At 70.3% G+C, this 7,311-nt stretch carries 6 protein-coding genes and 2 pseudogenes; 6 read left to right on the plus strand and 2 right to left on the minus strand.

The window, feature by feature from the left end:
• Positions 1-4: 4 nt before the first annotated feature.
• The 6 genes and pseudogenes from J7F03_RS05780 (at position 5) to J7F03_RS05805 (ending at position 5,495) form a co-directional block, all read left to right on the plus strand.
• Positions 5-1,189 carry a beta-ketoacyl synthase gene (locus J7F03_RS05780; RefSeq protein WP_214947559.1) on the plus strand — a complete coding sequence of 395 codons (1,185 nt, stop codon included), beginning with the start codon at positions 5-7 and terminating at the stop codon, positions 1,187-1,189.
• The gene (locus J7F03_RS05785; RefSeq protein WP_214947560.1) at positions 1,186-1,794 is read left to right on the plus strand and encodes a hypothetical protein; all 609 of its coding nucleotides are present in this window, start codon (positions 1,186-1,188) and stop codon (positions 1,792-1,794) included. Before J7F03_RS05780 ends, J7F03_RS05785 begins: the two co-directional genes overlap by 4 nt.
• Positions 1,791-3,206 carry a condensation domain-containing protein gene (locus J7F03_RS05790; protein ID WP_214947561.1) on the plus strand — a complete coding sequence of 472 codons (1,416 nt, stop codon included), beginning with the start codon at positions 1,791-1,793 and terminating at the stop codon, positions 3,204-3,206. The genes J7F03_RS05785 and J7F03_RS05790 overlap by 4 nt, the downstream gene beginning before the upstream one ends.
• Positions 3,203-3,964, plus strand: coding sequence for a hypothetical protein (locus J7F03_RS05795; RefSeq protein ID WP_214947562.1), 762 nt, complete (start codon positions 3,203-3,205; stop codon positions 3,962-3,964). The genes J7F03_RS05790 and J7F03_RS05795 overlap by 4 nt, the downstream gene beginning before the upstream one ends.
• Before the next feature lie 195 nt (positions 3,965-4,159).
• Positions 4,160-4,475, plus strand: a pseudogene (locus J7F03_RS05800) (transposase); the annotation flags it as partial.
• A 249-nt stretch (positions 4,476-4,724) separates the two neighbouring features.
• Positions 4,725-5,495, plus strand: a complete 771-nt coding sequence (locus J7F03_RS05805; RefSeq protein WP_308379124.1) for a glycosyltransferase — start codon at positions 4,725-4,727, stop codon at positions 5,493-5,495.
• Between the two features lie 19 nt (positions 5,496-5,514).
• Here the strand turns inward: J7F03_RS05805 and J7F03_RS40845 are convergent.
• Positions 5,515-5,821: pseudogene (locus J7F03_RS40845) on the minus strand (integrase core domain-containing protein); the annotation flags it as partial.
• Positions 5,822-5,825: 4 nt separating this feature from the next.
• Complete coding sequence (locus J7F03_RS05810; RefSeq protein ID WP_374104274.1) at positions 5,826-7,025, minus strand: IS30 family transposase; 1,200 nt, start codon at positions 7,023-7,025, stop codon at positions 5,826-5,828.
• Positions 7,026-7,311: the final 286 nt, after the last annotated feature.

Raw genomic sequence — 7,311 nt, forward strand, 5'->3', positions numbered from 1 at the left:
ACCCATGACACACGACGTCGCCATCACCGGATTCGGCGTCCTCACGGCCTTCGGCCTCGGCGCGGCGAATCTGCGCGGCGGCGTCTTCGCCGGCCGCCAGGTTTTCGCCCCCGTCACCCGCTTCGACACTACGCGCTTCCTCGCACGGCACGCCGCCACCCTCCCGTCCGACCCGCCGCCCACCCAGTACGAGGCACTCCTCGCCTGTGCCCGGGCCGCCCTGGAGATGTCGGGAGCCGACGTGCGGCGGGCGCCCGTACTGGTCGGAACCGGAGGGGACTTCGCCCGCGCCCGGCTCCGCGACGGCCGACCGGCCGTCTCGGAGCCGGGTGAAGGATGTGCGGGCCCCGACCCGGAGACCCTGTCCGACCTGCTGGACACCTTGCCCGCAGTGCTGCCCGAGCGGCTCGGCGCAGAGCTCGGACTCGGGACGCCGCGGCTCGCCTTCGTCAACGCGTGCACCGCCTCGACCACGGCGCTTGCCCACGGCGCCGAACTGATCCGCCAGGGCCTCGCCGACACCGTGGTCTGCGGCGGCGCCCACCTGGTCTCGGAGGACGGATTCGCCAAGTTCGACTCCGGCAAGGCGCTCAGCCCCACCGGAGTGCAACGGCCTTTCTCGGCCGGGCGGGACGGCCTCCTGCTCGGCGACGGCGCGGCCGTCCTCGTCCTGGAGTCGGCGGAGCGGGTCGTCGAACGCGGAGGCCGCGTCCTGGCGTGGCTGCGCGGCTGGGGCCTGTCCTCGGACGCCCACCATCCCATCCGGCCGCACCCGCAGGGCCACGGCCTGGAGGCCGCAGCCTCGGCGGCAATCCGGACGGCGGGCATCGACCCGCAGGACATCGACTACGTCAACGCGCACGGCACCGGGACCCTGTTCAACGATCCTGCCGAGGCGGCGGCCCTGTACCGGCTCCTGGGACCGGCACTCACCTGCACGCCGGTGAGCTCCACCAAGAGCACGACCGGCCACATGCTGGAGGCGACCGGAGCCGTCGAGGCCGTCATCACCCTCCTCGCTCTGCAGGACCAGACCGTACCGCCCACCGCGGGTCATCTCGGCGACGACGCCGCCTGCCCCCTCGATACCGTCCCGAACACGCCCCGTGAAGCCACCTTGCGCTACGCCCTCTCCCTCAACGCCGCCTTCGGGGGAGCCAACGCCGCCCTGCTCCTGGAGCGCCCATGACGACCCGACCGCCCCGCGCGAGCCCCCGCCCCCCGGAGGGCGCAGGGAACGCCCAACTGGAGGCACTGGCACAGGGGGTGTCGAGCACCGCGGACACCCCGGGCCCGCCTGCGGTCAGCGGCTTCGCCTTCTCCCCCTTCGGCCCGCTCGTCGCCGAAGCGGCTGCCCGGTGCCTGAACACCGCCCCGGGAGGACCCGAGGCCGTCGCCGGGCCCGGCACGGCTGTCGTCCTGGTCACTACGTTCGGGGACACGGTCACCGCCGATGCGGTGACCCTGGCCCTGGCCGAGGGGAGGACTCCCTCGCCCGTCCTGTTCTTCCAGTCGGTCCCCACCTCCATCCTCGGCCACATCACCCGCGTCTTCCGTATCACCGGCCCCATGGTCTGTCTCTCCGAGCTGCCCGGCACCGAGGGGCACGGAGAGACGACCGCGCGCCTGCTGCTGGCATCGGGAACCACCGAACGAGTCCTGCTCATCGAGGTCGAACTGGCCGCGGGCCCACGGGACTCGCCGGTGCGTGCCCATCTTCAGCCGTCCGGTCCGGTCCCACGGTCCGACCGCGCGACCGCGACCCTGTTCCACCGAGAGGCTCCGAGCCAATGACCGACACCCCCATCCCGGTCCCCGTCCCTGCCCCCCTACCCGTCCGCTCCCGCGTCAGCCTGGAGTTCACGGCCGGCCCGGACCGCGAGGGCCCCATGGCCTGGGGCCAGGCCAAACTCCACCGCGAACTGCAGGACCATCCCGACGACCGCTACCTCGCCTTCCTCCCCCTCCTGCTGCCTGTCCCGCCCGGAAGAACCGTGGATACGGTGCTCCACGCCCTCCGCACGATCATGAGCTGCTACGAGTCCCTGCGCACCGTGTACCCGGTCCACGGTCGCCAGTCGGTCTCCGGCACCGTCCGGCTCTCCGTCCACCTCGTGGACACCGACGATCGCGAAGCGGCCGCCACGGCCACCCGTAACCTGCGCGAGGAGTTGCGGTCCGCAGTCTTCGACACCGCACGCGAACTGCCACTCCGGGCAGGCATCGTGACCGAAGCGGGACACCCGTCCCACCTCGTCCTGGTCCTGTCTCACATGGCGGTCGACGGACTCGCCCTCCAGATCGTCGAGGACCACCTGACAGCACTGCTCACCGGCGGCGCGTTCACCCTTCGAGGGCTCGACCGCGCGGCCCAGCCCCTCGACCTGGCGCGTGACCAGGCCTCACCGGTCGGCCTGAGCAGAGGAGCCCGGGCCCTGGCCCAATGGGAGGACGCCTACCGCCGCACGCCCCCGGCCATGTTCGCCACGGCGCACGCCGAGGCGACAGCGGCTCCCGTCTACTGGGAGGGGTTCATGACGTCCCGACGGATCGCCGAGGCCACCCGCACGATCTCCGAGCGCACCGGAGCGGGACGCTCCACTGTCGTCCTCGCCGCCGTGGAGGCCGTCTTCGCGGCACGCACGGGCGTCGGTCGCACCGGCATCACCTCCATCTCGGCGAACCGGGCCAGCCCCAGCACCGCGGCCGCCGTGACCACCCTGGCCCAGGACGCGCTGATCGTGGTGGACACCGCGGAGGCCCACTCGTTCGACCACCTGATCGGCCTGAACCGGCAGGACGCCCAGCGCGCCTACCGGTACAGCCCCGTGGACCCGGCCGCCCAGCGTGAAGTCCGTGAACGGATCGACGCCGAGAGGGGCACACCCTTCACACGCGACCTCGTCTACAACGACATGAGCGCCTACCCCACCGCCACCGGCCCCGTGCCCCCCGGCCTGGGAACGGGAGAGCGGGCCGACATCCGGGTGGAGGCGGCCACCTTCATGCCCGTGCACGCCTACGTGACGGTCTATCGCATGGACGAGACCGCGGAGATCACCCTGTGGGCGGACGGACGCACACTGGAACCGCGGGACATCGTGTCGTGGCTGCGGGCCGTCGAAGCGGTCCTCGTCTCCGCCGCCGACCAGGACCTCCCCGCACACGTCCTTGATGGACTCTGCTCGGGCGGGCGGCCCGTATGAACCTCGTAGCCCTGGGCCTCCAGCCGGAGACCGACACACTGTACGAGGACTTGCTGGCGCACCCCGGCCTACCGCCCGAGGACGCCGTCGAGCGACTCGGCTGGGAGCTCTCCGTACTCGACCACGCCCTGGTGGAGCTCCTCGATCACGGGCTGGTCGTACTGACGGACGACCGCCGGACCGTCCCCACCGACCCTGCGGTCGCACTGGAGCTACTCGTCGCCCAGCGCACCTCGGAACTCGCCCGGCGGGTCGCCCTCGTCGACTCAGTCCGCTCGGCCATCCCCGCACTGCACCGGATCTGGAGCTATGACCGCGGTCACCGCCGGCCGGCCGTCACCGGCCCCGGCAAGCGCTTCGACCGCTACTCCTACCTGGCGTACCGCGAGGTGCTCGTCATCCACCCCCCTGGCCCGCTCACCCGCGGCCACATGGCCGCCGCCCTACCCGTACACCGCAGACTGCTCCGCCGAGGAGTCTCCCTACGCAAGATCGTCGCCCCCGAAGCCCACGCCGACCCGGACAGCAACCGCTACCTTGGTGAACTCGCCGCCCTGGGCGCGGACATCCGGCTGCACCGGGTGGTGACACCCCACACCCTGCTCATCGACGGCGCGATCGCTCTGATCTGCGGCGACCAGGTGTCAACCTCCCGTGCCAAGAACCGCGTCCAGGCACTGACCGACGAGTTCGAGCGCTTCTGGCACATCGCCGAGCCCTTTGCCGCGACGGCGGACAAGAGTCCGCCCCTCCGGTGACGGGCCCCGCCACCGGAGCCTCATCAACCGGGCGGCCAGGCAGGGCAGGGGGTTGGTCGTCGCTGCTGGAGGGGCTGGATGTGGACTCGGTGCAGGTGCTGTCGTACCGGGCCGGGCGATAAGCGGTCTTACGTTCTTGGACGGGTTGATCGAGCCATTCGTAGGTTGGGTTGCCCAGGGGTTCTGAGTGTGGCTGACAAGTGGCTGCATCTGGACGAAGTCTTCGTCAAGATCCGCGGCGAGTGGAAGTACCTGTGGCGGGCCGTCGACCAGGACGGCAACGTCCTCGACATCCTCGTGCAGGGCCGCCGGGATACGGTCGCGGCCAGGCGGTTCCTCAAGAAGCTCCCCAAAAGGACCGCCGCGGTCCCCAGGGTGGTGGTCACCGACAAGCTCCACTCCTACGGCGCCGCCCTGCAAGGGACTGGGCATGCCGTTGGGCGAGCACTGTTCCCACAAGGGCTTGAACAACCGGGCGGAGAAGTCCCACCAGCCCACCCGGGAACGCGAGCCCGTCACCACCGCCAGGACATGACCGTCCGCTTCACCGCGCCGAACACCGTGACCGGCGTGCCCGCGACTGCCTGAACCAGCGCGGTCCCCGCGGGCGAACACGTCCCGATCCCGGAACGGCCCGCCCAACTCACGCTCAGTTGACGACGGCCCCCCCACCGCACTCCTCGGCCCCTGGCACACCCACCTCGGGGGACGCCGCAGTTGGCTGAATCCGCCCCCAGTCACACCCCCACGGAGGGACTTCGTGCACCACCAGCCCCAGGTCGCAGTCATCACGCCCACCGGCATGCGCAGCAACCGCCGCCGCTACCTCGGCGAGCTCTACGACTCGCTAACCGCCCAGGACATCGCCTGGGAATGGATCGTCGCCCCCAACGGCCGCCATGCCGACCCGGACCGCCTCCCCGCCGCCATTGCCGCAGACCCGCGGGTGACCATCTGCGCTCGCCCCGATCCCGGCGCCGCACCCGCCCGCAACACCTCCCTCAACTACGTCACCGCCCCGTACGTTTGCTACGCGGACGACGACGACCTGCTGCCATCGGCCTCCCTGTCCGTGCGCTACCACCGCGCGGAGTCAGCCGGCCTCGGATGGGTCGCCGGACACTCGGCCGACCTCAAAAAGAACGGCCGGCTCCAGACCTGGGAATGCGCCGCCCCTGCCGGCCTCCACGACGCCGGCGACGTCTGGGCCTACTGGCCCTCGCCGCACGACGGCAAGCCGCCGGTGGGGCACACCATGCTGCTCACCCGCACCGAGATCGCCCGCGCCTACGCCGGCCACGGAGGACTGACCAAGGGCGAGGACTACGTCTACGTCATGTCCGTCACTGGCAACAGCGACGGCGAACTCCTTCCGGACGTCGTCTACCACTACCGCCAGCACCGCGGGCAGTGGACGAAGCAGGCGTCGTACCGCGACAGGGCCGAGTACGACGCCCGGACCTTCGCATGGAACCAGGGCCGGGCCTTGCGCGAAGTACGCCGACGCGCGGTCCTCACCGGCGGGCCTTGACTCCGGACTTTGAACACGTCTATGCGGCTTGGGCCAGGGTAGTTGCTGCTGCTGGTAGGAAGTCGTTCTCGTAGGCGATCGGAGATCGCTGGCCGAGGCGGGAGTGCCGGCACCGGGTGTTGTAACGGGTCAGCCAGCGGAACGCGTCGAGCCTGGCCTCGCGCTCGCTCGACCAGGCTTTTCGGCCCTTGAGTTTCTCTCTCTTGAAGGCGGCGTTTGAAGCTCTCCGCTGCGGCGTTGTCCGCGCTGGACCCAACCGCGCCCATGCTCTGCCGGACCCCTGCTGACCTGCAGATCTCAGCGAACGCCCTACTCGTATATTGGGCGTGTTCAACCAGTCGTTGCAACACCGGGCTGTTGCAGCGAGCGTAGCTGCTCTTCGAAGACCTCGGCCGGTGTCCGCCAACCGAGGACCTTGCGAGGCCGGTTGTTGATCGCCATAGCGACGGCTTCGAGGTCCGTCGACGACCAACGGGAGAGATCAGTGCCTTTCGGGAAGTACTGACGCAGCAGCCCGTTCGTGTTCTCGTTTGTCGGTCGTTGCCAGGGCGAGTGCGGATCGGCGAAGAACACCTTCGTCCCAGTATCGAGAGCGAACTGGGCATGACCGGAGAGTTCCTTCCCGCGGTCCCAGGTGAGGGTCTTGCGTAGCTGCTCGGGCAGCTGCGTCATCGACATGGTGAGCGCCGCGTTCATCGCGATCGCGCCGTAGCCCCCGAGCGAGGGACCGTTCTTCACGGGCGGAGTCTCACCCCAGCCCTCGAGCCGAGGCAGGTGCACCAGGAGCGTGGAGCGGCTGCTGCGCTCGACAAGCGTGCCGATTGCGGAGCGGCCGGTCCCGATGATCAAATCGCCTTCCCAGTGTCCGGGGACCGCGCGGTCCCCGGCCTCGGCGGGCCGTTCACTGAGGATGACGTCCGCGGTGACATGCCCTTGCGGCTTGTTCTGCGACCGTGCACGGGGAACCCGCAGCGCCCGGCCGGTGCGCAGACACGTGACCAGTTCCCGCTTGAGCGCGCCACGGCCTTCGATGAACAGAGCCTGGTAGATCGCTTCGTGGCTGATGCGCATGGACTCATCCTCGGGGAAGTCGACAGGGAGCCGGTGCGAGATCTGCTGCGGGCTCCATGCCGTCACCCAACGCCTGTCCTGCCGATGCGGCTTGTTCAGCCCTTTCCACCCAGGCGTCTGCGGCCCCGTGACGATCATGCCGTCGGGGCGACGGACGCTGCCGGCGAGCCGCTCCTGCACGTACTCACGCAACCTGTCGTCGCCTGCGAGCTTTGCGTTCTTCGGGCGCTTCGCAGCCTGCTGCGCTTTCCACTGCGCCACCAGAGCCCGGTAGACCGGTTTGCCGCCCCGGGTCGCCGCGTTGCGGCGCAGCTCGCGTGAGACCGTGCCCGCGTCGCGGCCGATCCTGCGAGCGATCTCCCGCACGCCGAACTCCTGGGCGCGCAGCAGCGCGATCTCCTCACGCTCAGCGAACGACAGATAGCGGCCGGTGGGCTCATCCAGGCTGATCGGCGGCATCCCGCCAGCGTGACGGAACCACCGGGTTCCGACCGGACATGACACGCCAACAGCCACCGCGGCCTCTGCCGTCGTCACTCCCGACGCGATCCGCTGCCAGAAGTGGCGCTGCACCGCACGAGACGGCTCCGGCCGACCCGGTGAACGCATCGGCGGTCGCATCGCCCGATCCGCCGCCCACTGCCGTCGCGCTCCCGCAGGCGCCTCCGGCACCCTCTGACTCTGGTCTCGTCCCATCGCATACCTCCGTGATCAAGGTGTTGCGACGACCGGTTGAATCCGCCTT

It is taken from the genome of Streptomyces sp. ISL-43 (assembly GCF_018614195.1).
Classification (GTDB): domain Bacteria; phylum Actinomycetota; class Actinomycetes; order Streptomycetales; family Streptomycetaceae; genus Streptomyces.